Genomic DNA, 25,923 nt, shown 5'->3' on the forward strand with positions numbered 1-25,923 from the left:
CCCCCACGGCCCCCCGGACCTCAGACCCGACTCAGACCTCGAAGGTGCCGACCTCGGCGCCCGCCTCCCAGTGCTTCCACAGATTCTCGGCGAGCGCGCGATATGCCGTCGCGCCCTTGTTCTTTCGCCCCCGCATGACCGACGTCCCGGATGCGGAGGCCTCGGCGAAACGCACTGTGCGCGGGATGGGCGGGTCGAGCACCGGCAGGTCGTACCGATCGGCGACGTCGGCGAGAACGTCGCGGCTGTGCGTGGTCCGGGCGTCGAAGAGGGTGGCCACCGCACCCAACATCGTGAGGTTCGGGTTGGTGATCTGCTGGACCTCCCGGACCGTGCGCAACAACTGTCCGACGCCGCGATGGGCGAGCGTCTCACATTGCAGCGGCACGATCACCTCGTCGGCCGCGGTGAGACCGTTCAGCGTGAGGACACCGAGCGACGGCGGGCAGTCCACGATCACGACGTCGAAGTCCTCGCTCACCTCCGCGAGTGCACGCTTGAGGGCATACTCCCGCCCGGGGCGCATCAACAGCAGCGCCTCGGCGCCGGCCAGGTCGATGGTCGCCGGCAGCAGGGTGACCTTGTCCTCGGTGTCGAGCAGGACATCGGCGATCTCCTCGTCACCGAGCAACACGTCGTGGACCGAGGAGGTGAGCTGATCGGGATCGTGCCCGAGCGAGAAGGTGAGACACCCTTGCGGGTCGAGATCGACGACGAGGACGGAGACGTCGAGATCGGCGAGGGCGGCACCGAGGGACTCCACCGTGGTGGTCTTGGCGACCCCACCCTTCTGATTGGCAATCGCGAGGATGCGCGTCATGCGCCCTACTGTACGACCGCCCGGGCGTGGATCGTCGGATGAGAGTCCACCTCGGCCGCGCGGCGTACCCGGACGGAGGAGAACCGGCCGGAGGAGGATGTCAGCGCTCGGGTTCGAGTTCGTCGGCGAGCCATCTCATGGACGCCGGACTGAACAGCATCACCAGGACCGCGAGCGCCGCGAGTGCCAGCGGCACGCCGAACACCGGCCATCCGCTCGTGAACAGGTAATACGCCACCGGCAGCAGCAGGATCTGCGCCACCATGGCGATCGAACGTCCCCACCGCCGCCCCGAGAGCAGCGCCAGACCGCCGACCAGCACTCCCCCGCCGATGATGCCGAACCAGGCCGCGGTGCCGTAACCGCTGATGGTGGTCTCCTCGTGCCCGGCCAGGCCGCGCACGACCAAGATCACCGCGACCGCAACACCGGCCAGCCCCTGCAGCGTGGTCACCGCACCGGCGATCTTGATCTGGCGCGGGGTCACCGACGGATCGGTATCGGACTCCGGACGGCCGTTCTCGGTGCTCACCGTCCCAGGATATTTGGTCCCCCCGCGCGGACCTCCGCGGGTGTGCGTACCGGAGCGATGGCGCCGTACACATCCGCGCGATTACGCGCGGGCGGCGACGACCCCATATCCTCGGGTGTCGTGCGTGTCATGCTCATCGTCAACCCGTTCGCCACCGCGACCAGTCCGGCCGGCCGCGACGCGCTGGCGCACACCCTGAGCGCGCATTTCCACCTCGACGTCGAACTCACCACGCACCGCGGGCATGCGTTCGAGCTCGCCGCGCGCGCCGCGGCCCAGGACTTCGACACCGTCATCGTGCACGGCGGCGACGGATCGGTGAACGAGGCCGCCAACGGACTGCTCGACCCGCCGTCGAGCAGCGATCCCGACCGGCGGCGGCCCGCCCTGGCCGTGATCCCCGGCGGTAGCGCCAACGTCTTCGCCCGCACGCTGGGGATTGATCCCGACCCGTTGCTCGCGACACAGCAGATCATCACCCTCCTCGACGCGGGACGCAGTCGCCGGATCGGACTCGGCCACACCGATGACCGCTGGTTCCTGTTCAACACGGGCATGGGCATGGACGCGGTCGTCATCCACGCGATGGAGGACAAGCGGCACGCGGGCAAGACCGCGACGCCGGCCCGATACCTGTGGACCACGATCACCAGCTTCCTGAAGCAGTCCGGTTCGTCGGCCACGTTCGACGTCGAGATCCCGGGCCGGAACCGGATCGTCGGCGCGCGTTACGGTTTCGTGTCCAACACCAGCCCGTGGACCTATCTCGGACCGCGCGAGATCCGCACCAACCCCGGCACCGGTTTCCACACCGGCCTCGGGGTGTTCGTGGCGACCTCCACCGGTGTGTTCCGTAACCTCCCGCTGGCGACGCGACTCCTGTCACAGGCAGATCCCAAGGCACGCCACCTCTTTCGGGATGACGACGTCGACGAGGTGTGCTTCCGCGCGGAGGCCCCGATCGACGTACAGATGGACGGCGATTACATCGGGGCGTTCCGCGACATACGTTTTCGTCATCGCCGCGACGCCCTCACGGTCATCGCACCGCCGATCAGCACCGCCGACATCACGACGTAGGGCAGCGCCGCCGCCGCGAAGAGCCCGGCCGGACCCAGCCATGTCGACCCCAGCGCCCAGCCGGCGAAGGCCAGGATCGCGACCACCTCCTCGCCCATCCCGGCCAGCGAGGTGACGGTGGCCCGCGATGCCGATCTCAGATGGTCCTGCAGTTCGGCGTCGGCCACGACCCGCGCCCACCCCAGGATCCCGAACGCCGTCGCGACGCCCGCGGCGCCCACCGGGTGCCCCCACAGCGCCGACCCGATGAGCACGACCGCGCCCACCCCCACCGCCGGCCCGATCGCGTCGACCGACCGGAACCGCCCCGCCGCGAGCGCGCCGCCGATGTCACCGGCCGACACCACGATCATCAGCAGCGCGACCGCCGCCGGATCGGGCTCGGCGGCGGCGTCGACCACGAACGACGCGATCAGCAACGGGAGATACTCGTCGAGCGCCGCGACCCAGGTCAGCGCCACACCCAGCAGCAACATGCGCCGTGCGACCGGCTGCGTCCGCACCGAGCCCCAGCCGTGGCGGACGATCTCCCGCCAACCGAGGTCGGGGTCCGCGTCCTCGGGTTCCGGTGGATCGGCGGCGGCCTCTCGACCCTCGGGCAGCATCGCCGACATCACCGAACACAACACGCAGGCGACGACGCTGGCGGCGCCTGCGGCGTCGTAGCCGCCCCACGCGAACAACGGTGCGGCCGCCGCGGTGCCGCCGATCACTCCGATGGCCCCGGCCGCCCGCATGAGCCCGGTCAGTCGGGCGTAGTCCTGCGAGCGCCTCAGCCGGTTCAGCTCGTCGTAGACCAGCGCCTGTGTCGTGCCGGACCGCAACGCTCCACCGAGGGCCCACAGGACGAATCCGGCGGCGAAGGCAACGAACGACGGCGCCACCGTCCACAGCGCGAAACCCGACGCGGTGATCAGCGGACCGGCGACCAGCAGCTTCCGTCGGGACACGCGGTCGGCCAGCACACCGGTGGGGACCTCGACGATCACCGACGACACCGACCAGATCACGAACAGCGCCGAGATCTCGGCGGGCCCGAGCCCGGCGCCCGGAATCCCGGGGTCGGCGAAGAGGACGGCGTACAGCGGGTAGAGCGGGATGAGGTCTTCGAGGAGGGCGGAGCCCACCGCCGCGGCTGTCAGCCTGCGGTGGGGCCGCCGGGGCGGTGTGGATCAACATCGTCGGCGCATGTGGTGAACAATACCCTCGGCGTCCGGCCACGTCACGAGCGTTTTTCACCGGCGACGGGGTCGCGACCTGCAGAAAGTCGTCGACAGTACCGCCGCGAGACGCGTAGGCTACAACAAGGCCGTGAGACAAAGTGCCCGGACCCCCCTTCGGGAGTCCGCGACCGGAGTGCTAGGCGGGTGACGTGATGTTGCCCACGTGTGAAGCAAACCCATTGACTTCGGCCCGATTCGTGAAAGTATTCACAAGCAACAACGCGGAAACATTTGGTGCGCCGCGTGAACTGAGAGTTACAGCCGACAATCACCAGCAAGACGATCGAGTGGTGCGAACGCGCCCGAAGGAGTAGTGGAATGGACTGGCGTCACAAGGCCATCTGTCGCGACGAGGATCCGGAACTGTTCTTCCCCGTGGGGACCAGCGGCCCGGCCATCGCACAGGTCGCCGACGCGAAGCTCGTCTGCGCGCGGTGCCCCGTCACCGCCGACTGCCTGTCGTGGGCCCTCGAGTCCGGCCAGGATGCCGGAGTGTGGGGCGGCATGAGCGAGGACGAGCGACGCGCACTCAAGCGCCGTACCGCACGTACGCGTACCCGGAGCAGCGTCTAGGCCTCGACGGCCGGCATCGTCCCGGACTCGAAGAAACCCGGCCGCGGCCGGGTTTTTTCGTGCTCTCGTCCCCACCGTCCGGCGGAAACCGCGGTCAGACAATGCGGTACGCGACCACGGCTCACGAGCGCAGCGGAATGTAGACACCCACTTCGGTTCCCGGGCCACCCGGATTGGACCGGATGTCGAGCTCACCGCCCAGTTCGATGGACACCAAGGTCTTGACGATCTGCAGGCCGAGATGGTCGGACGTGGCCAGATCGAAATGCTCCGGGAGACCGGAACCGTTGTCGCGGACCGCTATTCGAAGGCCGCGCACATCCCGTTCGGCGACGACCGCGATCTCGGCGTCATCGTGCGGCGCGCCGTCGAAGCCGTGTTCGATCGCGTTCTGGATGAGTTCGGTGAGGACCATCACCAGCGGCATCGCGAGTTCGGCGGTCAGCACGCCGAGCCGATCGCGATGGCGCACAGCCACCCGCGCCTCCCCCGACGCGACATCGACCAGGATCGGGACCAGACGATCGACGACCTCGTCGAGGTCGACCTCCTCGTCCACGCTGCCCGACAACAACTCGTGGACGAGCGCGATGGAGGCCACTCGGCGCACCGCCTCGTTGAGCGCCTCGCGGGCATCGGAGTTCGACGTGCGCCGCGCCTGTAGTCGCAACAGCGCCGAGACCGACTGCAGGTTGTTCTTCACCCGGTGGTGGATCTCGCGGATGGTGGCGTCTTTGCTGATGAGTGCGCGGTCGCGTCGCTTGACCTCGGTGACGTCCCGGATCAGGACGACGCTTCCGGTCGTCTCGCCGCGCGGACGGAGCGGCACGGCGCGGATCAGGGCCGTCGCGCGGCGGGCGTCTGCCTCCACGCGCATCCCGATGTCGCGGTAGGGGCCGGTCGGGATCTCGGCGACGCCGGCCGCGATGTCGAGCATCAGTGCGACGTCGTCGGCCTCGAACGGTTCGGTGATGAGTTGCTTGACGACGTCGGACAAGCGGGTGTGATTGAGTTCGGCGGTCCACCCCATCCGGTGGAAGGCCGACAGCGCGTTCGGGCTGGTGTAGGTGACGAGGCCCTGTCCGTCGAGACGAACGAAGCCGTCGCCGGCGCGGGGCGTCGACAAGCCGCGCGGATTCCCCTCCTCGTGCGGAAACGTGCCGTCGGCGACCATCTGGCACAGATCGTCGGCCGAGTCCTGATAGGCGAGTTCGAGCGGCGACGGCAGGCGCGGGTGGGTGAGGTCGACAGCTCGGGTCGCCACGGCGATCACCTCGCCGTCGAAGCCGACCGGAACCGCTTCCTGCCGCATGGCCGTCGCGCCGAACCAGGTGGGGTCCTCGTCGCGCAGGATGCGGGCGGAGGTGAAGGCGCGCAACACCTGTGGATGGGCTTCGGTGTCGATGACGCGGCCGACCTCGTCGGTCGGGAAGACCGTCGAGGCCGTGTTGGGACGGCATTGCGCGACCGTGACGACCGCGCCCGCCTCCGTGCGCACCGACAACAGGAGGTCGGCGAACGAGAGGTCGGCAAGCAGTTGCCATTCGGCGACGAGGCGCTGCAGATGCGCGGCTGCCGAGTCGGACAGCGTGGTGTGTTCGGCGAGCAGGTCGGAGAGGGTGGACATCTCAGGACACGGGGGCGACGACGGGCCGGGGCCGGTTCACTACTCGTAGACGGCGATCACATCGCCGGCCTGGATGACGTCGCCGACCTCGACCTTGACCTCGGCGAGCGTGCCCGGCTCCTCGGCCAGCACGGGGATCTCCATCTTCATCGACTCCAGCAGGACCAGGGTGTCGCCGACCTCGATCTGCTCCCCTGCGGCGACGCGCACCTCGAGGACACTCGCGACGATCTCTGCCACAACGTCTTCTGCCATGCACCCAAATTAGCCCACGGCGTCGTACCCGGAGGTCCCGGTGCCGGGGGCGTCAGCAGAGGTGTTTTTGGTACGTGGGAGAATCCCTGAGACACTGTGATGTCCCGATCACCAGGGATGTCTTCCCCGGATGACACCAGGGATGTCCTCCCCGGCCGATGCCAGGGTTGTCTCAGCACAGCTGAACCAGTACACGGCGGGCCCGGTCCCACGGCGCCCGCCCCGCAATGAAGGAGATGCGTCATGGGAAAGCGCGGACGCAAGAAGCGTGCTCGTAAGAAGAACGCTGCCAACCACGGCAAGCGCCCCAACGCCTGATCACCGCACCACGCGGTCTCGGCGAGCGAGCAAGCCAAAAAGCCCGGGTACGGCCTTCACAGGCCGCCCGGGCTTTTTCGTGGGTTGTGGTTGTTGTGCTCGAGCTCGACGCGATCAGCGATCGGATTCGGAGACCTCATGCACGATCACGGTCTTGCGGATCTCGATGCGCAGACGGTCGCGCAGGCTCTGCGGCGCCTGGTCGCCGCCGCACTTCCGGTTGACGAGCGCCTTGAGCTGCTGTTCGATGCCGTAGTGCGCCAGGCACGACGGGCAGGAGTCGAGATGGCCCTGGAGTCGTTCCCGGGCGTTCTGGTCACACTCGTTGTCCAGCAGGAGCCAGACATCGGCGATGACGGCCGAGCAGTCGAGCTGGGTCAGCTCCGGATCGACGTCGCTCATCGCGCCACCTCCGCATCCGCCGCCGCACGTGCGGAACGATTGAACCCGCGCTCACGCGCGACGTCGGCCAGCAGCTCGCGCAGCTGACGGCGACCGCGGTGCAGTCGGGACATGACGGTACCGATCGGGGTGTCCATGATCTCGGCGATCTCCTTGTACGGCAGGCCTTCCACATCGGCGTAGTAGACGGCCATCCGGAAGTCTTCCGGCAATTCCTGCAGCGCGGCCTTGATCTCGTCGTCGGGGAGGGCGTCGAGCGCCTCGATCTCCGCCGACCGCAGCCCCTGCGAGGTGTGCTCGGCGGTCGCCGCGATCTGCCAGTCGGTGATCTCGTCGGTCGGGTACTGCGCGGGCTGACGCTGCTTCTTGCGGTAGCCGTTGATGTAGGTGTTGGTGAGAATCCGGTAGAGCCAGGCCTTGAGGTTGGTGCCCTCCCGGAACGACGCGAACGCGGTGAACGCCTTGATGTAGGTCTCCTGGACCAGATCCTCGGCGTCGGCGGGATTGCGGGTCATCCGCAGCGCGGCACCGTACATCTGGTCGAGCAGCGGCAGCGCGTCGCGCTCGAACCGCTCGGTCAGCTGCTCCGGCGATTCGCTCGGATCGGCCCGGCGGGGTGCCTTGGCGGTACCGGACCGGCCGGTCGCCGACTGTGCCGGGCCGGACGACCCCGGGCCGGACGACTCTGTGTCGGATGCTTCTGTGTCGGACACTACGATCCCTTCGATGGGAGGCATCACGGAGATGTTGTCGATCAAGCTTACCGACCCGTCCCCCACCGAGAGTGACCTCGGCTCGGTGCGCTGCGGGAGCTCCATCACGGCCGCTGTGCTCATATGCCTCCCGACCTCCTTCGTGTCCGTTTCCCTACGTCCGCTGTCCGAACAGTCCCAACAGAGCGCGACGGGCGGTTTGTTCCCGGGTCGCCGTTGCGATCGCGGCGGGCCGATCCCGGCGGAGGCCTCTCGCGCCACCCCCGCGACCCCGCTCACCACCAGGAGGTAACCGACGATGGCATCCACCCCGGCGATCGCCGCACTCGAACGTGCTCGGATCGCCCACTCCGTACACCGGTACGCGCACGACCCGCGTTCGGAGGCCTACGGCGCGGAGGCCGTCGCCGCACTCGCCGACACCCTCGGCGTGCGGCCCGAGCAGATCTTCAAGACCTTGGTCATCGAACTCTCCGGCGGCGGGCGATCCGGTCTGGCCGTCGCGGTGGTCCCGGTGCCCGGCAAGCTGTCACTCAAGTCGGCGGCGGCCGCGCTCGGTGCGTCGAAGGCGACGATGGCCGAGGCCAAGGCGGTCACCCGGACCACCGGTTATGTCCTCGGCGGTGTCTCGCCCGTCGGTCAGCGCACCCTGCTGCCCACGGTGATCGACTCCTCGGCCACGGGGTTCGACCGCGTGCTGTGCAGCGCAGGCAAGCGCGGGCTCGAGATCGAACTGGCCCCGGCGGATCTGGTGTCGGTCACCGAGGCCGTGGTCGCCGACATCGCCGCCGCCTAGTCGCCCCCACTAGGGCAGCATGGACACCATGTGCGGACGCTATGCGGTGACCACCGACCCGGCGAAGCTCGCGGCGGAGATCGAGGCCGTCAACGAGGTACCCGAACCGGCGGGTGAGGACTCCACCGATCTCGATGCCACTCCCCGCCCGCCCGGCGTGAACTACAACGTGGCACCGACGACGACGGTGATGACCGTCGTCAAGCGCCACTCGCCCGACGATCCCGACGACGATCCGTTGTTGCGGGTGCGGGCGATGCGCTGGGGACTGGTGCCGCCGTGGGCCAAAGAGGTCGGCAAGGGGCCGCTGCTGTTCAACGCCCGCGCCGAGAGTGCGGCGGAGAAGAGTTCGTTCCGTTCGTCGGTCAAGTCGCGGCGCTGCCTCGTACCGATGGACGGGTGGTACGAGTGGAAGAAGGGTCCGGTCGACAGCAAGGGCAAACCCACCAAGATCCCGTTCTTCATGTCCCCGCAGGACGGGACCCGGCTCTTCATGGCGGGCCTGTGGTCGGTCTGGCATCCCAAGACCGACGCCGACACGGCCGAACCGGCCCCGCCGCTGCTCAGCTGCTCCATCCTCACCACCGATGCGGTCGGCGAGCTGCGCGACGTCCACGACCGGATGCCGCTGATCATGCCGTACGACAGCTGGGATGCCTGGCTCGATCCGGATGGCCGGGCGCCCGACGAACTGTTCGCCCCACCCGCCCGGTCACTGGTCGACGCCATCGCGATCCGCGAGGTCGCCCCACTGGTCAACCGGGTCGCGAACAACGGACCGGAGTTGCTCAACCCTTCGTGACGCTCGCAAGCTCGCTCCTCAGGGAGCTGTTGTGAGACAAGCCCTCCCGCCGGCGCGCCCCGGTTCGCTCAGCTGAACTCGTAGTCGCGCAACGGGAACGAGTTCATCTCGCGCAGGGTGCGCAACGTCGATGCCGGCCGCAGGAGCGTCGCCTCGCCGTGCTGGTTGAAGTAGTAACTGCGTGACGTCGCGCAGTCCCCGTTGTAGAACACCGACGACTGCAGGCGGTCGGTCACCTCGTCGAGGAAGGCATCGTTGGCCGCCTCGGTGACCTCGAAGGTGCGTTGCCCGCGGCGACGGAGCTCACCGAACAGTCGCGCGATGTGCTTCATCTGGCCCTCGATGGTCGTGAAGTACGACAACCCGCTGTAGGAGTACGGACTGTTGAGGGACAGCAGGTTCGGGAACTTGGGGACCGTCACGCCCTCGTAGGCCTGGAAACGGTTCTCGCGCCAGAACTTCCCGAGGTTGCGCCCGTCCCGGCCGATGATGTCGAATGCCGGGAAGTTGACGTCCCAGAGGTTGAACCCGGTGGCGAGGACGAGGGTGTCGATCTCGGTGCGTGTGCCGTCGGCGGCCAGGATGGCATCGGCTTCGAGGCCGGCGATGCCGCTGGTCTCCAGCGTCACGTTCGGCTTGGCGAAGCTGGCGAAGTAGGTGTTGGAGAAGGTCGGGCGTTTGCATCCGAAGTCGTAGTCCGGAGTGAGCTTCCGCCGCAGCTCCGGGTCGTCGATCTGCGCGCGCAGGTGGGCCTTGGCCAGTCGGGCGGCCAGCTTGTTGCCCGGCTTGACCTGCTTGTAGTGCAGGACGCCGAACACCATCAACAGTTCCAGCAGCGACGAATTGACCAGTCGCGCAGCGCGTTGGGTGAGCGGGATCCGGCGGAACAGCCGCTGCACGACCGCGGGGATCGCGAAGTCGATCTTGGGGACCACCCAGATGGCGGTGCGCTGGAAGACGGTCAGGGCGTCGGCACGGGCGGCGATCTCCGGGATGAGCTGGACGGCGGTGGCGCCGGTGCCGATCACGGCGACCTTCTTGCCCGCGAAGTCGAATCCGTCGTCCCAGGCGGCGGTGTGCAGGATGGTGCCCGCGAAGTTCTCGATCCCGGGGAAGTCGGGGACGTGCGGCTGTGACAGGAATCCCGTCGCGGTCACCAGGTAGCGGGCGGTCCGCTCACCGCCGTCACCTGTCCGGACACGCCACAGCTGATCCTCGGGGTCCCATGACGCGGACTCGACGAGGGTGCCGAACTCCATGTGCCGCTTGAGATCGTATTTGTCCGCGACGTGGTGGGCGTAGCGCTTGAGCTCGGCGCCCGGCGCGAACAGTCGGGACCAGTACGGATTGGGTTCGAACGAATAGGAGTAGGTGACCGAGGCGATGTCGACGGCCAGTCCGGGGTAGTGGTTCACGTGCCACGTGCCGCCCAGATCGTCTTCGCGCTCGAGGATCGCGATGTTGTCCAACCCCTGACGCTTGAGTTCGATCGCGGCGCCCATCCCGCCGAAGCCTGCACCGACGATCACGACGTCGAGTTCTGGTTGCATCCGACACACCCCCAACTTGCTGCACTGCGGAAGTTAACTGTTACCACCAGTTACTGTAACTCAGCACACAGCGCTGGACCAGGGCCGCGGCGGTAGCGTGTCGGCTGCCATGTCTGACCGTTCGAGTGTCCCCGCCTCCTCCTCCGCCCCTTCCGGTGCATCGTTCGCCGCGGCCGTCTACGCCTTCACGGTGATCATGCTGGGCACCACGCTGCCCACGCCGCTCTACGCGATCTACGGCGAGGAACTCGGCTTCGGCGTCACCACCACGACCGTGATCTTCGCCGTGTACGCGGCCGGGGTCATCGCCGCGCTGATCGGTTTCGGACGCTGGTCCGACGTCATCGGTCGGCGCAAGATGCTCATCGCCGGTGCGATCCTGTCGACGGTCAGCGCCGTGGTGTTCCTGACCGCGGGCCCCGTCTGGCAGTTGCTGCTGGGCCGCGTGCTGTCCGGGCTGTCCGCCGGCATCTATGCCGGCGCCGCCACCACCGCGGTCATCGAACTCGCCCCGGCGTCCTGGCGGGGACGCGCGCCGGCGGTGGCAACCGCCGCCAACATCGGCGGCCTGGGCCTGGGTCCGCTGATCGCCGGCCTCCTCGCCGAGTACGCACCGTCCCCGCTGCACACCCCGTTCGTGCTCGATCTCGCCTTGCTGGTCCTCGTCTTCGTCGGCATCTGGCGACTCCCCGAGACCGTCGACGTCGTCCCGGGCGCCCGGCTGAGCGTGCAGAGACTGTCGGTGCCCGCCGACATCCGCGGCGTGTTCGTCCGGGCGTCGATCGCGGCCTTCGCCGGGTTCGCGGTGATGGGCACGTTCACCGGCGTGATGCCCTCCTTCGTCACGAACATCCTCGGCATCGACGACCACGCGTTCACCGGATTCCTGGTGTTCGTGCTGTTCGCGTCCTCGGCGCTCACCCAGATCGTCATAGGTCGGATGCCCACCGAGCCGGCGCTGATCGCCGGCTGCGCCCTCCTCATCCTCGGAACGGGCCTGTCGATCCTGGGGCTGGTCGCCGCGTCGACCCCGGCGCTGCTCGGCGGTGCGGTGATCTGCGGTGTGGGGCAGGGCATGTCGTTCAGCAAGGGCCTGGCGTCGGTGGTCGCCGCGACGCCGGCCGGACGCAAGGCCGAGGTCACCTCGACCTACTTCGTCGTCGCCTACGTGGCGATCTCCATCCCGATCGTCGGCCAGGGGATCACCGCGCAGTACTGGGGTCTCCGGCCCGCCGGGATCGCCTTCAACATCGGTGTCGCCGTGCTGGCCCTCGTCGCGCTCGTGCTGACCATCGTGTCCGTCAGGAACCTGGCACGCCCGACTCGTTGAGCACCGACACCAGCCTGCGGAACCGCACGCTGCTGACGAGATCCTCGACGAGGACGACGTCGCCCTCGGTATTGGCCAGCGGGACACACCAGTTCGGATACTGGCTGCTGTCGGTGCCCGGCTGGTTCTGAATCCGCCGCTCCCCCACCGCGTCCACCAGAGCGACGCTCAGCAGCACCGACGGGGTCCGTGCGATCACCGCGTACAGGGCGTCGACGACCTTGGGATCTGTCAGCGGGGTGTCCCGGGAGAGCAGTCCGCGCTCGTAGGCCAGTTCGAGTACCGCGTCGCGTTCGCGCGCGTCCCGGGCCCGCTCGGCGTCCTCGCCGGAGGCGAGCAGGCCCAGCCGCGATCGCAGCGTGATGTGGTCGCCCGCCAGATATCCCACGGTCGGCGGCAGGTCGTGCGTCGTCACCGAGGTCAGGCACAGCTCGCGGTAGTCCTCGGGCGGGATCGCCGCGTCGGGTCCCTGTTCGAACCAGAGGATCGAGGTGCCGAGGATTCCGCGCTCGCGGAGCGAGTCCTGCACCGACGGCTCGAAGACCCCGAGATCCTCGCCGACGACGACCGCGTCGGCGCGTTGCGCCTCGAGCGCCAGGATGCCGATCAGTGCTTCGCTGTCGTAGTGCACGTAGGTCCCGTGAGCCGGACTGCTCCCGTCGGGAATCCACCAGAGCCGGAACAGTCCGAGGATGTGGTCGACGCGCACACCTCCCGCATGTCGCAGGACGGTGCGGATCATGTCGCGGTACGGCTCGTACTCCGCCTCGGCGAGGCGCCGGGGATGCCACGGCGGCTGGTCCCAGTCCTGTCCCTGCTGGTTGAAGCCGTCGGGCGGCGCTCCCACGGTCGCCCCGGAGGCGAGCACGTCGCCCAGCGCCCACGCGTCGGCGCTGTGCCGTGCGACACCCACCGCGAGATCGGCCATCACGCCGATCCCCATGCCCGCGGAGCGCGCCGCATGCGCGGCGGTGGCGAGCTGTTCGTCGCAGATCCACTGCAGCCACATGTAGAAGTCGATGCGCCGGGCCAGCTTTCGGCGCTTCTTCTTCATGTACGCGCGGTCGAGGAACTTTCCGTGCCAGCGCGGGTCGTCGGCGTCGTAGCGTTCGGCGAGTGCGCACCACGTCGCGAAACGCTTGAGGCCCTTGCCCTCCCGACGCCGAAAGTCGCGGTAGGCGCTTGCACGCGCGGGTGCGAGCGGGACGCCGTAGATCAGTTCGAGCGCCTCCATCTTGGCGCGGAAGGACTTGTTGCGCCGGATCTTGTCGGTCGCGGTGTTCTCGGTGAGGAAACTGCGACCCAGTGCCTTGACCCACTTGCGCTGCGACTTCGACAGCCCGTCCAGTTCGGGGATGTCGGTGATCCGGATGTAGAGCGGATTGACGAAGCGCCTCGTCACCGGCAGATACGGGGACGCCTCGATCGGCGCCTGCGGCTGGGCCGCATGCAGCGGATTGACCTGGACGAAGTCGGCGCCGTACGCGCTCGCGGCGACCTCACAGACACCGGCGAGATCGGCGAAGTCGCCCACGCCCCACGAGTCCGCCGACCGGATCGAATACAGCTGCGCGGCGAGTCCCCACCGCTTGCGTCCGATCAACCGGTCCGCGGTGTGCAGGCGGCGCGGCGTCACGATCAGCGGCGCACTCGTCGCCGACGAGTCGTCGAGGTCGAGCGCTTTGATCTGGTGATACCCGGGTGGCAGGTCATCGGGCACGGCGAACGTCGCGCGACCGACGAGGACCGCGTCGACCTCGCGCGGTTCGACCCAGACGTCGAGTTGCGGCGCCGCGACGTCGTCGCCGGTCTCGCTGACGATCCACACCTTCACCCGATGACCGTGCGGGACATGGACGGTGAACGTGGCACCGGAGCCCTCGGTCACGACCGTCACCGCCGGCACGAACTCGCGCCATGGCTGTTCGTCGATCTCGCGGATCGACTCCTCGATCTCGTCGGGCGACCCCGCGGGCACTTCGAGCGCCCGGAGGACCGCGACGAGTGTCTCGGGTTCGACGTCGTGGCGCGTCTCGCCCCAACCGACATAGCTGGTGGCGACGCCGTAGCGGTCCGCCAGTGCGGTCAACCGATCGAGGTTCACTTCAGCCACCCATGCATGATCGCAGTATTTCCGCCCGCTCGCCGGGCGCGTCACCCGGCTCCCCCACAGGCGCGGTTCTCACCCGAACAGCACCCCCGGATTCAGCAACCCTCGCGGGTCGAGCGCTGCCTTGATCGCGCGCATGGTCGCGAGATCGGTGGTGTCGCGGCCGAGATGGGTCCAGGCCACCTTCGCGCGCCCGATGCCGTGCTCGGCGCTGATGCTGCCCCCGTTGGCGGCCACGATCCCGAACACGGAATCGGTCACCGCGGCCGCATGTTCCGGCGGGACGTCGAGCAGGTTGACGTGGATGTTGCCGTCTCCGACGTGTCCGAAGAGGATCGGCCGGCAGGGGAATCGACCATCCGCACCGACCCGGGACAGTTCCGCGAACGCCTCGGGCAGCGCCCTGATCGGCACCGAGATGTCGAGTTTGACGACCGGCGTCGAACTCGAACGGGCGATGGCCTCGGTGTGACCCTCGCGACCGGCCCAGAGTGCGCGGGCCGGCGCCGGTTCGAGCACGGCGTCGACGATCCCGGCGGCCGCGCCGAGGAGTTCGGTTGTCGCGGACTCGATGTCACCGGTCCCCGACAGCTCCACGAGGACGTAGAACGGCCCCGGCGTCGTGGTCGGTCGCCGATGCCCGTGATCCGCCACGAGGGCGACACCGGCCTCGGTCATCAGTTCGGCGGCCTCGACGGTCAGCCCCGCCGAGGACGCCGCACCGATCAGGTCGATGGCGTTCTCGACACGTTCGACCGCCGCGACCGCGACCGTGGCCGCGGCCGGCGGACTGACGAGCGTGAACAGGACGCGGGTGATCACCGCGAGGGTCCCCTCGCTCCCGGCGAGCAGAGATGGGAGGTCGTATCCCACGTTGTCCTTGACCAACGAGGTCCACCGGCGCAGGACGCTGCCGTCGGCGAGGACCGCCTCGATTCCCAGGATCTGTGATCTCGCGTTGCCCCGGCGGATCATCCGCGTCCCACCGGCGTTGGTCGACACGACCCCGCCCGCGGTCGCGCTCTGCCGGGAGGCGAGGTCGATGCCGAACGCCAGACCGGACCTCCCCGCCCGGTCGTCGATGGACTCGACCGTCGCACCCGCCTGGGCGCCGACGCAACGGCCGACGGTGTCGACGTCGTCGATGTCGGTCATCCGCACCGTCGACAACACGATCAGCGGGCTCGCCGACCGGTCACGCGCCGGCGGGACCGAGCCACCGACGAGCCCGGTGTTGCCGCCCTGCACGCAGATCCGCACGCCCGAACGGGCACATTCGGCGACCACGCGCGAGACCTCGTCGGTGGTGCGGGGGCGGATCACCGCGTCGGCCTCACCGCGGTACCGGCCGGTCCAGTCGGTCAGGAAGCCCGCCGTTTCGTCCGGGTCGGTCAGGACATTCGCCTCACCGACGATCTCGCGAAAGCAGACCAGGGCGCGGTCGACGACCGTCAGATGATCAGGGCCGGAACCGACCCGCCGAGAATCGGAGTCCTCAGGACCGTGGGAACGCATCGAGGATCGGGGTGTCGCCGTCGTTGAACTCGATCACCTCGTGCACGGTCGCGGGTTGTCCGAGGACGGCCGCCGCCACCCGGGCGACGTTGTCACGGCTGACCTCGTCGCCCTCGACCCGGTCGCCACCGAGCGTGATGTTGCCGGTGCCGTCCTCGTCGGTCAGCTTGCTGGGTCCGAGGATCGTCCAGTCGAGTTCGGTGGACTTCAGGTACGTGTCCGCCGCCGCCTTGGCCTCGGCATAGGCGTGGAACGAGTTGTCCTCCGGCACACCATGATCGGGTCCGGCCCCGAAGTAGGACACCATCACGTACCGGCGGACTCCCGCGCGCACGGCGGCGTCCATGGACCGGATCGCGGCATCGCGATCGACGGCGTATGTCCGTGACGGGTCCCCGCCTCCGGCGCCCGCGGTCCACACCACGGCGTCGTGGCCGGAGACCGCGGTGGCGATGCCGGTGGTGTCGAGTGTCTCGACGTCGGCGACCACGGGAACGGCACCGGTGTCCGCGACGTCCTCGGCATGTTCGGGATTGCGGATGATCGAGGTCACCTCGTCACCGCGGGCCGTCAGTATCCGGGCCAGTCGCAACGCGATCTTGCCGTGCCCGCCGATGATCGCCACTCGAGTCACTGGATGCTCACTTTCGGTTGCTCACTGGTTCGGTCGCCTCGTTCGGTACTCACCGTCTCGTACCCAATCCAACGTACGCACATGCGCTCGGCACGACTCCGCCCCGGCGGATGTCCGAAACGGACGCGCCGGGGCGGGGTCGAGCGGTATGGCTCGAAAGAGACCTCAGACGCGGGTACGGCCGCGCCCGGTCACCAACTTGACGAGGAACAGCAGGATGCACGCGCCGGCCAGGCAGGTGATGAAGCTGAAGATCCAGCCACCGCCTTCGACATCGACCCCGAACAAGGTCAGCAGCCAGCCACCGAGCAGGCCGCCGATGACACCGACCACGATGTTGAGGATGATTCCCTGCTGCGCATCGGTCTTCATGATCTTGCTGGCGATCCAGCCGGCCAGTCCGCCGATGATGATCCACGCGATGATGCCAATTCCCAGCATGTCTGCCTCCTGAGGGTCGTCGTTGATCCGTTGTGCGAGACGTTTCGGGATCGCGAAGATCCCTCGAATCGCTACAAATCGGAACGTACCCAGGGGAACCGAGCTTCAAACAGCCTCCACGCAAAATGTGTACACATCGAGACCGGTCCGGTGACCGTACCGAGACCAAGGGCGTAAACCGCTCAGGGACAGGTCACCTTGATCTCGTAGGACTTGGTGACCTGCTGGGTCGGATTGGCGAGGTCGATACCGGTTGCCTCACCGCTCACCGTGTAGGTGTCGCCGTCCTTGGTGACCTCGGCACCCCCTTCGCCTGCACCCTTCTGGTAGCCGAGCGTCACACCGTCGAGTGAGCCCAGCCCCACCGACTCGACCTCGGGTGAGTCACCCGACGTCAGGACGACGCCGACACCCGATCCCGTACCCGAGCCGATCCCGATGGTCACCTTGCCCCCGGCATCGGTGCATCCGACCGTCTTGTCCGCCAGTTCCAGTTCTTTGCCGTCGACGGTCACGGTGGCCTCCGCGTCGGTGCCACCCGACGCCGAGTCGTCGGAACCGCACGCGGTGAGGGCGACGGCCAGTGCCGCGGCGCCGAGAACCGAGGTGATGTGCACTTTGCGCATGATGGGAGGTCTCCTGAGGAGTCGACGAGACGCCACCGGTCGGCGGCTGAGATGAATTTAGACGCCTGAGCTGCGGTTCGGCGTCAGTTGATCGAATGGGCGCGGGAACTCGCGGAGGTCGCGGAGAGTTTGGTGTCGGCTTCGACCATGACCGCGCGGGCGAGGTCGCGGAACTGCTCGTAGTGTCCGTGGTAGCCGTACTTCGCGTGCACGCTCGGCCACGACGCGAACTCGGCGGCGGCGCCGATCGCGTTGGCCTCGTGCAGGTAGGCGGGGAGGACATTCTGGATCGAGGGGTCCCGCCGGAGTCGCCGCACCGTGTCCTGGTGCAGGGCCGACGAGGCACGGTACTTGGTGATCACGACCCCCAGCTCGACGATGTCGCGGCCCAGTTCGGCGCCGAAACCGGCGACCTGCCGCTGGATGTGTGGAATCGCGTAGGTGGAGAGCACATCCGGGATCGTCGGGATCAGGTATCCGTCGGCCATCGCCAGCCCGTTGAGGCTGAACGGTCCGACGTTGGGCGGGCAGTCGATGAGGATGTAGTCGTATCTCCCGGCGACCGGTTCCAGCGCATTCGTGAGGACCTCGACGGCCGCCAGATGGTCGTCGGCCGCGACCCGATGGGCACTCAGCTCTTCGGCCAGTTCGATGAGGTCGAGCGAGGACGGCAGCAGGTCGATCCCGGTCAGTCCGCTCACGGTCGAGACATCGCGTTGCACGCTCGCCTCGAGATCGAAGTTCCGCGTGCCGTCGAGCACGTCGGCGAACAAGGTGGCGACGGTGTGCCGCCTGGCGTTGCACGCCAGCCAGTGCTCCGGCCCGATCATCATGGTCGTCAGATTGGTCTGCGCGTCGAGATCCACCAGGAGGACCTTCTTACCGAAGACTCCGGCGAGGAAGTCGGCGAGACCGCCCGTGAGCGTGGTTTTCCCGACCCCGCCCTTGAGGCTGATGGTCGCGATCACCGTCGGCATGGTGTCCCCGGTCTGTTCGGTCGTCGTGCGTCGCGAGTCAGATTACCGAGCCGATGCCGGCCCCACCGGGCGTAACCGCAACCCCGTCCCCGGACGTCGACCCCGTCCCGCGGCCCTCAATCGACGTCGTCCGGTCGAGTTGATGTCCGGTGGTCGCGGAGAACCCATTCTGCGGGAATTCTCCGAATCTGTAACAATGATCGCGTCGAGAGCATTGATCGGCGATATCGGAGTATTCGATATCGACTTTTCCAGCCAGCCGGGAAACGTTCAGACAATCATTGTCGCGAATTCGTCGAAATGCGAACTCTCACGAATACAGACGCGCAGGATCCATAGGGAAGGACACCGCATGAGCATCCGAGTCCGGAAGGTCACCGCCGGCCTGGCAGTCTGCGCCGCGGCGGCTTTCGGCGCCGCACAGGCGCCCGACGCCGAGGCCGCGCCGACCGACGTCACCGCGACGGCGTCCGTGTCCGGCAGCACCGTGACGCTGACCGTCACGAACAACGCTTCCAAGCGCATCGGCTGCGAGATCGTCGGGGTCCCGGCCGGCGGACCCCCGACGAACGTCGTCTTCGGATACCAGACCCCCGAGGAACTGGGCGCGCTCATCACCGCCGGATCATCGAAGTCGTTGCCGCTGCGGATTTCTCAGGGCACACCGCCCGCCCCCACCGGGACGACGACGATCCCGGACGGCGCGTACGACATCTATTGGGGCTGCACCACGATCACGCTCCCACCGGGCACGGGGGCAGCCGAGGAGTTCTGGGGCACCAACCCGCCGCTGACGGGCATGACCCCGACGGTCGCCGAGCCGCTCCGGGTGACCGTCCCGGGCGGGGCGGCAGCACCACCCGCCCCGAAGCCCGACGCACCGGCGACTCCGGCGCTGCCGACCATCCCGGGACTGCCGAACATCCCCGGACTCCCCGAGATCGAGCTGCCTTCGGAGATCTGCACGACGTCGTCCTGCGTGCCCATCGGGTGACCTGACGGCATGGCCGGGGCGTCTGGCAGTCACACCGCCGGAACGGCCTTCGGGATCTCGATCACCGCACCCGCGTGCGTCGTGACGTACACGCTGTCCGCCGAGAAGCCGGCGCCCGGTCGGCCGAGCGAAATACCCGCGGGCCGTGTCAGCCCCGCGGCGATCGCACAATGTGACCCGTCGGAATCGACGCGCAGGACCTGTCCGCTGAAATACAGCGGTGCGTACAACCGGCCCCGCCGGTCGATGTCGAGATCGTCGAGAGCGTCGAGAGCCGTCCAATTCATCCCGGCGGGTGGCCGGAAATGGGTTCGGCCCTTTCCGGTCGCGGTGTCGATGGCCACGATCCGGGTATCGCCGAAAGAAACGTTCGCATAGAGCGTCCGGCCATCGGCCGACATCGCCAGGCCGTTGCCCGGAGACTCCTGGTACCACCCGCGCCGGACACGGCCGTCGGTTCCGATGCGGTCGATGGTGGACGTCAGGTCGTTGGATGCATACACGGTCCCGTCGGGTGCCCGGACGACGCCGTTGCCCATCGACAACCCCTCGGCGTACAGGCGATGGTGTCCGTTCCGGGGATTGACCCGGATCAGTGTCGCGACGCCGACGGCAGGCGACGCCAACGCCGGTGCGGCGAAAAGACCCGACCCGACGAGAACGGTGCCGTCCGGCATCGGGGCGATGCCACCCGGCGAATACACCGGTGCCAGCATGCGCGGTGCGGCTCCCGGGCGGTCCACGACATCCAGCCGGTTGCCGAGCGTGTCCGACAGCAGCATCGCGCCGCGGTCGTCGAAGGCGACCGCCTCGAACGTACGGGGTTGACCCACGACGATGACCCGTGGCGCGCCGACGTCGGCACACATCGCGATTCTCGACGGGCCCGGGGCCGCGGACGCGACCGCCGCGCACATCCCGGCCACCGTCACCCCCGACACGACCACTGCGATCAACGATCGAAACGACTTCATACTGTCTCCTCCCGACAGACGACGCGCGCGTTCTGCGCCGAACGACAGTATCACGACGGTGGTCTGCCCTCGCAACCCGCAGCAGCCCGACCGTCACGCAATTCGAACAACGTTCGCGTGCCCGTCACCTGTGCACGAAAATGGTTGTCAAGCAGTCGACTTCACCGACCATATGCGGCGTGGGTCACCTGCCGGGCCGTGCCGGGGCGCCGGCAGATGAACACCCGGCCCCCTCGAGATGAACCCTGGCCCGCGATTCGCCTTCATCCCGTGCGGCACTCCTGCGCGCCGTCGTCCGTCATCGCATGATGTTCGGCATCGCACCTCGCTCTCGGACTCGCCGCAACGGAACCGAGGGCTGTCTCGGCATCGGGGGAACACGCAGTGACACGACGCAACACCCACAGCACGACCGAATCGATGCGCGCCACGCCACGTCGCACCTTCTTGCGATCCGGCCTCGTGGTGACCGGAGCCGCTGCGCTGCCTCTCACCGCGGGCCGCGCAGGCGCGACGCCGACACGTCCGGTCGACGTGTTCGCTCACGGAGTGGCGTCGGGCGACCCGCTACCTGACGGGGTGATCCTGTGGACCAGGGTCACACCGACCCCGCACGCTCGTCCGGGTTCGGGACTCGGACCGCCGACGACGGTGGTCTGGGAGATCGCGCACGACAACTCCTTCGACGCGGTCGTCGCGCAGGGCCGCAGGCGGGTGACCGCAGCGACCGATCACACGATGAAGCTCGACGCCCGTGGCCTACAGGCCGGCACCACGTACTTCTACCGATTCCGGGTCGCCGACGGCCCCGCGGCGGGGGCGGTCTCACCCACCGGTCGCACTCGCACCGCGCCTGCGCCCGACGCCGACCCGAGCCGGCTGCGTTTCGGCGTGGTCTCCTGCTCCAACTGGGAGGCCGGGTACTTCGGCGCCTACCGGCTCCTCGGCCGACATCGCGACCTCACTGCGATCATCCATCTCGGGGACTACATCTACGAGTACGAGGCCGGGGGCTACACGGGCAAGACCGGGCCGATCCGCCGAACCGAACCGGCCCACGAGGCCATCTCTCTGCGCGACTACAGAATTCGGCACGCGCAGTACAAGACCGATCCCGACCTGGCCGAACTGCATCAGATGCTGCCGTGGATCTGCACCTGGGACGACCACGAGTCCGCCAACAACGCGTGGCGAGGTGGGGCGGAGAACCACAACCCCGGCGAGGGTGACTGGTCGACGCGCAAGGCCGCCGCCGAACGTGCGTATCACGAGTGGATGCCGGTGCGGCCCGAGCCCACTGACAACGGTCGACACCTCTACCGACGGTTGCGCTTCGGGCGTCTCGTCGAACTGTCCATGCTCGACCTTCGCACGCATCGCGATGCCGAGGTGTCACCGACCTCCCCCGCGGTCGACGACGTGCGCCGAACGATCACGGGCACCGAACAGATGCGCTGGCTGACGACAGGTCTTTCCACCTCGCCGGCGCGGTGGAAACTCATCGGCAACTCCGTGATGATCTCGCCGGTCGTCTTTCCCCCGCTCGATCGACGCACCACCGAGGCACTGACCGAGGTCCTCGGGCTGCCGACGGGCGGCGTCCCCTACAACGCCGACCAATGGGACGGCTTCGTCGCCGACCGGAACCGCGTGATGACGGCGATCACCGATCACGGTGTCGACAACGTGGTGTTCCTGACCGGTGACATCCACTCGTCCTGGGCATGTGATGTGCCGGTGGATGCGGCCCGCTATCCCGCGGCGGGGTCGGCCGCGACCGAACTCGTGGTGCCCTCGGTCACGTCGTCGAACGTCGACGACATTCTCGGTGTTCCCGAGCGCACTGCCGGGCTCGCGGTCTCGGCGGCGATCGTCGCAGCCAATCAGCACGTCCGCTGGAACGACTTCGATGCGCACGGTTACGCCGTTCTCACCGTGACTCCGCAGGCCGCGCAGATGGACTGGTACTTCCTGACCGAGAAGGCAGACCCGCGAACGACCGGGTACCACGCCCGCTCGTTCCGCATCGCCGGCGGTTCGCAACGAGTGCGAGCCGTCCGGCACCCGGTCGACTGATCGCCACGGGCGGCCGGCCTGAGCACCGTCGTCGGTGAACCCAGACCGCTCTGCGTCGCATCGGCGCCGGTTTGGGCATTCCCCTTCCGGGATCCGGGTGCCGTTGTGCATACTTCGACCATGCCAACAAGCGATGTCACGACACTGCATCTCGCTGCCGAGGGTGGCGGGGCGGCGCTCGACCAGGTCTTCCTGATGTCCGCGGTGGCCGCCGTCGTGTCCGTCGGGCTGCTCTGGATCGGATATCTGCACCGCACGCGCAAGATCACCTGGCTGACCACCCTGTCCGAGTGGGCCGCGCGCCGCGTGAACCGCCCGCCGTGGGCGGCCCTGCCGATCTTCCTGTTCACCAGCACGATCATCTGCGCCCTGTTCGGTTTCCTCTGGGACGTGAGCCTGCACATCGGCGACGGCCGCGACGAGGGCCCGCTCGCGAATCCCGCGCACTACTTCATCCTCGTGGGCCTGTTCCTGCTGTTCATCTCCGGCATGCTGTCGGTGTTCCTGCCGTTCGAGAAGCCCGGCCGGTCAGCAGTCCGGATCACTCGCCACTGGTACGCCCCGGTCGGCGGAATCCTGTTGGCGGGCTGCGGTTTCTACGCACTGCTGGGCTTTCCGCTGGACGACGTCTGGCATCGCATCTTCGGCCAGGACGTCACGTTGTGGGGGCCGACGCACCTGATGCTGATCGGCGGCGCCGGCCTGTCGCTCATCGCAGTCGTGATCCTCGACCGCGAAGGCCGAGCCGCGATGGGTCCCGACGCCCCGCAGGACGGCCGTAGCCAGTGGCTGGTGCGTTGCCTGGCCTTCGGCGGACTCGTCATCGGCATGTCGGTGTTCCAGATCGAGTACGACTTCGGTGTCGAACAGTTCCGACTCGTGTTGCAGCCCATGATGATCGCCGGCGCCGGGGCATTCGCGCTCGTCGCGGCCCGGATCAGCCTCGGACCGGGTGCGGCACTCGTCGCGGCGGTGTTCGCGATCCTGCTGCGCGGGGTGGTCGCCGTCGTCGTCGGGCCCGCGCTGGGCGCACCGATCAACGTGTTCCCGCTCTACCTGGGCGCGGCGGTGGTCATCGAGCTGCTCGCGCTGACCCCGCTCCTGAAGCGCCGGGTGCTCTTCGGTGCGGTGGCCGGCCTGGGTGTGGCGACGCTCGGGCTCTGGATCGAGTCCTGGTGGATCGCCGCGGCCTACCCCTTCCCGTGGGTCACCGGCATGTGGGGCGAGGCGCTGGCGATGGCGGTCCCGGTGGGCATCGTCGCCGGTGTGTGCGGTGGCCTGCTCGGGATCGTCAGCGTCGGTGAACGGCTTCCCAGGCGCTGGATCAGCGTCACCGCTGTCGTGCTCTCCGTCCTGGTGATCGGCGGCGCCGTCGCCAACGGACTGCGTGTCTCCGTACCCGCGGACACCACCGCACGGATCGTCCTGACCCCCGCCGGCCCGAACGCGGCCGCCGAGCAGAACGTCACCGCCGAGGTCTTCCTCGAGCCGTCCGACGCGCTCAGCAGTGACCCGGAGTGGGTCACGTTGATGTCCTGGCAGGGCGGCATCGACAACGACCGCGGCATCGTCATCGACCGCCTCGAGCGCGTCGGGCCCAACCAGTTCCGGTCCACCGCACCGATGCCGGTGTCGGGATCGTGGAAGACCATCCTGCGTGTGCAGGACGGGACCACCATGGCCGGTGTCCCGGTGTACCTCCCGGCAGATCCCGCAATCGGCGCGGAAGGCGAACCGGCGCAGCAGACATCGACGAAGCCGTTCGTCGCGGAGATCTCGATCCTGCAGCGTGAACGCACCTTCGACTACCCGTCGTGGCTGTTCGGCGCCGCATCCCTGGTGGTGCTCGTGTGTTCGCTGCTGCTCATCGCCGCGCTCTCCTGGGGGGCCGGTCGGGTGAACGCCCGCGAGGCGACCTCGGGCGCACGGAAGCCAGAGCTCCAGCCGCAGCCGTGACCGGTTCCGTGGCCCCCGCCGTCCACCACCTCGCGACGCATCCGCTCGTGCTGGCCCTACCGGCCGTGATCCCCGCGTTCCTGCTGGTGGGCGCGATCGTCACGATCGCGATCCTCGACCGTCGTCGCGGAGACGAGGACGACACCGACGGCGACGGCGATGGCGACATCGGCGTCGATCACCGCGCCCGCCCAGATCCCACCGCTCCCCCGACCCGGAACGAGGCCGATGACCCCGCCCGTGAGGCCGACTGACACTCTGCTCGCCCACGGACTGGGAGGTTCGGAGTACCTGCCCGTCCCACTGACCGCGGTGTTGATCGGCTGCGCGTGGGCGCTGACGATCTCTTTCGCGATCATCGCCTTCGCCTGGCGCACACCGCGTTACGGGCGACCCGACGCGGGCCGCGAACTTCCGTCGTGGGCGACGACGACCGTGGACAACCGCTGGGTTCGCGGTGTGATCAGCGGACTCGCCCTCGCTCTCACCGCGTGGCTCATCGTCGCCGCCTTCGGCCCCGACACCGACGAGAATCCCCTGCCCGGCGCGTTCTACGTGCTGCTCTGGGTCGGCATGACCGTGGTGTCCGCGCTTCTCGGACCGGTGTGGCGACTGCTGTCTCCGGTCCGGACCGTCCTGCGACTGGCACAGGGCGTGGCGGGCCCACGGGTCGTCGGTCTGACGGACTATCCCCGACGCCTGGGGTGGTGGCCGGCGGCGGCGGGCCTGTTCGCCTTCGTCTGGCTGGAGCTGGCGTCGCCCGACCCGAGTTCGATGGCGTCGGTGCGGATCTGGCTGATCTGCTACCTCGTCGTCACCCTCGCCGGTGGTGTCGTCTTCGGGCTGCGCTGGACCGAGGACGCGGACCCGTTCGCGGTGTACAGCACGGTCGCATCACGCTTGTCCCCGTTCGCCCGGAACCGCACGGGCCGGGTGATCGTCTGGAGTCCGATGAACTCGCTGACCACGCTGCCCGTGCTCCCGGGGACCGTCACCGTTCTTGCGATCCTGCTCGGTTCCACCGCATTCGACAGTTTCTCGGCGATCCCCGTGTGGCAGGATCTCGTCGCCGACGGCGCCGGTGACAGTCAGCTGATCGCCACCGTCTACTCGACCGCGGGTTTGCTGGTGTTCATCAGCATCGTCGCGGTGACGTTCTGGACGGCGGCCCGCGCGGTCGGCGGTGTGCAACCGGACCTCCGTCGCCGCCTGCCGGGTCTGATGGCGCACTCGCTCGTCCCGATCGTGATCGGCTACATCCTCGCCCACTACCTGCAGTCGCTGGTCGAGCAAGGTCAGGAGACCGTTCTCGCGCTGGGGGATCCGCTGGGTCGGGGCTGGAATGTGCTGTGGCTCAGCGATGCCCATCCGGTCTACGTGATGTCGGATCATCCGACGATCACCGTCACCCTGAAGGTGGCATTCGTCCTCGGCGGGCACCTGCTCGGGGTCGCCGCCGCGCACGACGCGTCGCTGCGCCTCCTACCCCGAAGGCACCAGTTGACCGGGCAGCTCACCATGATGGTGACGATGGTCTTCTATACGTTCCTCGGCCTGTACCTGCTGTTCGGCGGATAGGGCCGCCGGCCGGTGAGCCGA

Annotated in this window: 26 protein-coding genes; 11 read left to right on the top strand and 15 right to left on the bottom strand. The window is 68.3% G+C overall.

What is annotated here, in order from left to right; all coding sequences use genetic code 11:
* Positions 1–31: 31 nt before the first annotated feature.
* Entirely contained in the window at positions 32–820 is a 789-nt protein-coding gene (locus AC3B5T_RS00170; RefSeq protein WP_055475550.1) for a ParA family protein, read from the bottom strand.
* A gap of 100 nt (positions 821–920) precedes the next feature.
* Entirely contained in the window at positions 921–1,352 is a 432-nt protein-coding gene (locus AC3B5T_RS00175; protein WP_055475551.1) for a hypothetical protein, read from the bottom strand.
* A gap of 129 nt (positions 1,353–1,481) precedes the next feature.
* Here AC3B5T_RS00175 and AC3B5T_RS00180 point away from each other — a divergent pair, with 129 nt between their 5' ends.
* Positions 1,482–2,432: a diacylglycerol/lipid kinase family protein gene (locus AC3B5T_RS00180; RefSeq protein WP_197282767.1), complete on the top strand. Its 951-nt coding sequence runs from the start codon at positions 1,482–1,484 to the stop codon at positions 2,430–2,432.
* On the opposite strand, the gene AC3B5T_RS00185 is transcribed toward AC3B5T_RS00180, so the two are convergent.
* Positions 2,369–3,559 (bottom strand): MFS transporter, encoded by a 1,191-nt coding sequence (locus tag AC3B5T_RS00185; RefSeq protein ID WP_055475553.1) that lies wholly within the window; start codon positions 3,557–3,559, stop codon positions 2,369–2,371. The two genes, AC3B5T_RS00180 and AC3B5T_RS00185, sit on opposite strands and share 64 nt — an antisense overlap.
* A gap of 414 nt (positions 3,560–3,973) precedes the next feature.
* On the opposite strand from AC3B5T_RS00185, the gene AC3B5T_RS00190 reads away from it, so the two are divergent.
* A complete protein-coding gene (locus tag AC3B5T_RS00190; RefSeq protein ID WP_004023450.1) occupies positions 3,974–4,228 on the top strand; it encodes a WhiB family transcriptional regulator in 255 nt (84 codons plus the stop codon).
* A gap of 121 nt (positions 4,229–4,349) precedes the next feature.
* Here AC3B5T_RS00190 and AC3B5T_RS00195 read toward each other — a convergent pair whose 3' ends face one another.
* Both AC3B5T_RS00195 and AC3B5T_RS00200 read right to left on the bottom strand, forming a co-directional pair.
* Entirely contained in the window at positions 4,350–5,855 is a 1,506-nt protein-coding gene (locus AC3B5T_RS00195; protein ID WP_055475554.1) for a sensor histidine kinase, read from the bottom strand.
* Between the two features lie 39 nt (positions 5,856–5,894).
* On the bottom strand, positions 5,895–6,110 hold the full coding sequence (locus AC3B5T_RS00200; protein ID WP_055475555.1) for a biotin/lipoyl-binding carrier protein: 216 nt from the start codon (positions 6,108–6,110) through the stop codon (positions 5,895–5,897).
* Positions 6,111–6,353: 243 nt separating this feature from the next.
* Between AC3B5T_RS00200 and AC3B5T_RS00205 the strand changes: the two genes are divergently transcribed.
* A complete protein-coding gene (locus AC3B5T_RS00205) occupies positions 6,354–6,428 on the top strand; it encodes a 50S ribosomal protein bL37 (RefSeq protein WP_369758845.1) in 75 nt (24 codons plus the stop codon).
* A 114-nt stretch (positions 6,429–6,542) separates the two neighbouring features.
* On the opposite strand, the gene rsrA is transcribed toward AC3B5T_RS00205, so the two are convergent.
* Together rsrA and AC3B5T_RS00215 are read right to left on the bottom strand one after the other, a co-directional pair.
* Entirely contained in the window at positions 6,543–6,830 is a 288-nt protein-coding gene (rsrA, locus tag AC3B5T_RS00210; RefSeq protein ID WP_055475556.1) for a mycothiol system anti-sigma-R factor, read from the bottom strand.
* Positions 6,827–7,666, bottom strand: coding sequence for a sigma-70 family RNA polymerase sigma factor (locus AC3B5T_RS00215; protein WP_055475557.1), 840 nt, complete (start codon positions 7,664–7,666; stop codon positions 6,827–6,829). The genes rsrA and AC3B5T_RS00215 overlap by 4 nt, the downstream gene beginning before the upstream one ends.
* Before the next feature lie 175 nt (positions 7,667–7,841).
* Here AC3B5T_RS00215 and ybaK point away from each other — a divergent pair, with 175 nt between their 5' ends.
* Together ybaK and AC3B5T_RS00225 are read left to right on the top strand one after the other, a co-directional pair.
* On the top strand, positions 7,842–8,339 hold the full coding sequence (gene ybaK, locus AC3B5T_RS00220; RefSeq protein WP_010843918.1) for a Cys-tRNA(Pro) deacylase: 498 nt from the start codon (positions 7,842–7,844) through the stop codon (positions 8,337–8,339).
* Positions 8,340–8,367: 28 nt separating this feature from the next.
* Positions 8,368–9,141: an SOS response-associated peptidase gene (locus AC3B5T_RS00225; RefSeq protein WP_055475610.1), complete on the top strand. Its 774-nt coding sequence runs from the start codon at positions 8,368–8,370 to the stop codon at positions 9,139–9,141.
* A gap of 68 nt (positions 9,142–9,209) precedes the next feature.
* Here AC3B5T_RS00225 and AC3B5T_RS00230 read toward each other — a convergent pair whose 3' ends face one another.
* Positions 9,210–10,691: a flavin-containing monooxygenase gene (locus AC3B5T_RS00230; protein ID WP_488358061.1), complete on the bottom strand. Its 1,482-nt coding sequence runs from the start codon at positions 10,689–10,691 to the stop codon at positions 9,210–9,212.
* 109 nt (positions 10,692–10,800) lie between these two features.
* On the opposite strand from AC3B5T_RS00230, the gene AC3B5T_RS00235 reads away from it, so the two are divergent.
* Positions 10,801–12,021 (top strand): MFS transporter, encoded by a 1,221-nt coding sequence (locus AC3B5T_RS00235; RefSeq protein WP_488358063.1) that lies wholly within the window; start codon positions 10,801–10,803, stop codon positions 12,019–12,021.
* On the opposite strand, the gene malQ is transcribed toward AC3B5T_RS00235, so the two are convergent.
* From malQ to AC3B5T_RS00265, 6 genes are all read right to left on the bottom strand, one after another.
* Positions 11,993–14,125, bottom strand: coding sequence for a 4-alpha-glucanotransferase (gene malQ / locus AC3B5T_RS00240; protein ID WP_488358734.1), 2,133 nt, complete (start codon positions 14,123–14,125; stop codon positions 11,993–11,995). The genes AC3B5T_RS00235 and malQ overlap by 29 nt on opposite strands.
* A 78-nt stretch (positions 14,126–14,203) precedes the next feature.
* Complete coding sequence (locus AC3B5T_RS00245) at positions 14,204–15,646, bottom strand: FAD-binding oxidoreductase (protein WP_488358064.1); 1,443 nt, start codon at positions 15,644–15,646, stop codon at positions 14,204–14,206.
* Complete coding sequence (locus AC3B5T_RS00250; RefSeq protein ID WP_488358065.1) at positions 15,627–16,280, bottom strand: SDR family oxidoreductase; 654 nt, start codon at positions 16,278–16,280, stop codon at positions 15,627–15,629. Before AC3B5T_RS00250 ends, AC3B5T_RS00245 begins: the two co-directional genes overlap by 20 nt.
* A gap of 165 nt (positions 16,281–16,445) precedes the next feature.
* Positions 16,446–16,721 (bottom strand): GlsB/YeaQ/YmgE family stress response membrane protein, encoded by a 276-nt coding sequence (locus AC3B5T_RS00255; RefSeq protein WP_004023462.1) that lies wholly within the window; start codon positions 16,719–16,721, stop codon positions 16,446–16,448.
* Between the two features lie 182 nt (positions 16,722–16,903).
* Complete coding sequence (locus tag AC3B5T_RS00260) at positions 16,904–17,347, bottom strand: lipoprotein LpqH (protein ID WP_488358066.1); 444 nt, start codon at positions 17,345–17,347, stop codon at positions 16,904–16,906.
* Positions 17,348–17,430: 83 nt separating this feature from the next.
* Positions 17,431–18,324 carry a ParA family protein gene (locus tag AC3B5T_RS00265; protein ID WP_488358067.1) on the bottom strand — a complete coding sequence of 298 codons (894 nt, stop codon included), beginning with the start codon at positions 18,322–18,324 and terminating at the stop codon, positions 17,431–17,433.
* A gap of 352 nt (positions 18,325–18,676) precedes the next feature.
* Between AC3B5T_RS00265 and AC3B5T_RS00270 the strand changes: the two genes are divergently transcribed.
* Positions 18,677–19,318, top strand: a complete 642-nt coding sequence (locus AC3B5T_RS00270) for a hypothetical protein (protein WP_488358068.1) — start codon at positions 18,677–18,679, stop codon at positions 19,316–19,318.
* Between the two features lie 29 nt (positions 19,319–19,347).
* Here AC3B5T_RS00270 and AC3B5T_RS00275 read toward each other — a convergent pair whose 3' ends face one another.
* Positions 19,348–20,292 carry an SMP-30/gluconolactonase/LRE family protein gene (locus tag AC3B5T_RS00275; RefSeq protein ID WP_488358069.1) on the bottom strand — a complete coding sequence of 315 codons (945 nt, stop codon included), beginning with the start codon at positions 20,290–20,292 and terminating at the stop codon, positions 19,348–19,350.
* Positions 20,293–20,712: 420 nt separating this feature from the next.
* Between AC3B5T_RS00275 and AC3B5T_RS00280 the strand changes: the two genes are divergently transcribed.
* The 4 genes from AC3B5T_RS00280 (at position 20,713) to AC3B5T_RS00295 (ending at position 25,902) form a co-directional block, all read left to right on the top strand.
* The gene (locus tag AC3B5T_RS00280) at positions 20,713–22,368 is read left to right on the top strand and encodes an alkaline phosphatase D family protein (protein WP_488358735.1); all 1,656 of its coding nucleotides are present in this window, start codon (positions 20,713–20,715) and stop codon (positions 22,366–22,368) included.
* 120 nt (positions 22,369–22,488) lie between these two features.
* Complete coding sequence (locus tag AC3B5T_RS00285; protein ID WP_488358070.1) at positions 22,489–24,324, top strand: hypothetical protein; 1,836 nt, start codon at positions 22,489–22,491, stop codon at positions 24,322–24,324.
* Positions 24,321–24,578: a hypothetical protein gene (locus AC3B5T_RS00290; RefSeq protein WP_488358071.1), complete on the top strand. Its 258-nt coding sequence runs from the start codon at positions 24,321–24,323 to the stop codon at positions 24,576–24,578. The genes AC3B5T_RS00285 and AC3B5T_RS00290 overlap by 4 nt, the downstream gene beginning before the upstream one ends.
* Positions 24,553–25,902 carry a hypothetical protein gene (locus AC3B5T_RS00295; protein ID WP_488358073.1) on the top strand — a complete coding sequence of 450 codons (1,350 nt, stop codon included), beginning with the start codon at positions 24,553–24,555 and terminating at the stop codon, positions 25,900–25,902. Before AC3B5T_RS00290 ends, AC3B5T_RS00295 begins: the two co-directional genes overlap by 26 nt.
* Positions 25,903–25,923 lie beyond the last annotated feature (21 nt).

This window comes from Gordonia sp. G4, from assembly GCF_057770005.1.